This window comes from Pseudoalteromonas sp. SANK 73390, assembly GCF_054966645.1.
Window position 1 is genome coordinate 1 of record NZ_ARPN01000141.1, and the last position, 618, is coordinate 618.

1 protein-coding gene is annotated in these 618 nt (G+C 46.9%); it reads right to left on the reverse strand.

Going from position 1 to position 618, the window contains the following annotated elements:
- A partial coding sequence (locus SANK73390_RS18535; RefSeq protein WP_462767870.1) for an AMP-binding protein occupies positions 1–618 on the reverse strand: 618 nt, incomplete at both ends.

Consider the following 618-nt stretch of genomic DNA (forward strand, 5'->3'; position numbering starts at 1 on the left):
GACCTGTTGAACCTGAGGTGTAGATCACATACGCCAAATTCTCTGCGCTAAGCCCCAACCTTGATTGGGTCAGATCTACTGTGCTGTATGGCTCATAAACATTTTGTGCATCTAAATTAATCACCTCAGCGCTGACCCCTGCCAATACCGAGCGTGACATGACCGCTTGATGACTCACTATGCTCGCTAATCCAGCATCTTCAATCATGTAATCTAAGCGTGCTTGTGGGTAGTTCGGATCAAGTGGTACATATGCCCCACCCGCTTTAAGGATACCCAACATTCCCACTATCATTTCAACTGAGCGCTCAACACATAACCCAACTAAAGTATCAGGTATGACCCCTTGTGTATTAACCAAGTAATGCGCCAGTTGGTTAGCCTTGCGATTCAATTGCCCATAAGTAAGTTGCTCAGACTCAAACACCACCGCCACCTTATCTGGGGTCGCCTGCGCCTGTTGCTCAAAAAGCTCATGAATACACTTGCCTTTTGGATAATCCATCACCGTGTTGTTAAGCTCATGAACCAAATGATGTTGCTCGGCCTCTGACAACATAGGTAGTGCATGTGGCGCAACTGCTTGCTCATTCACCGTACTGAGCGACGTTAGTAAAC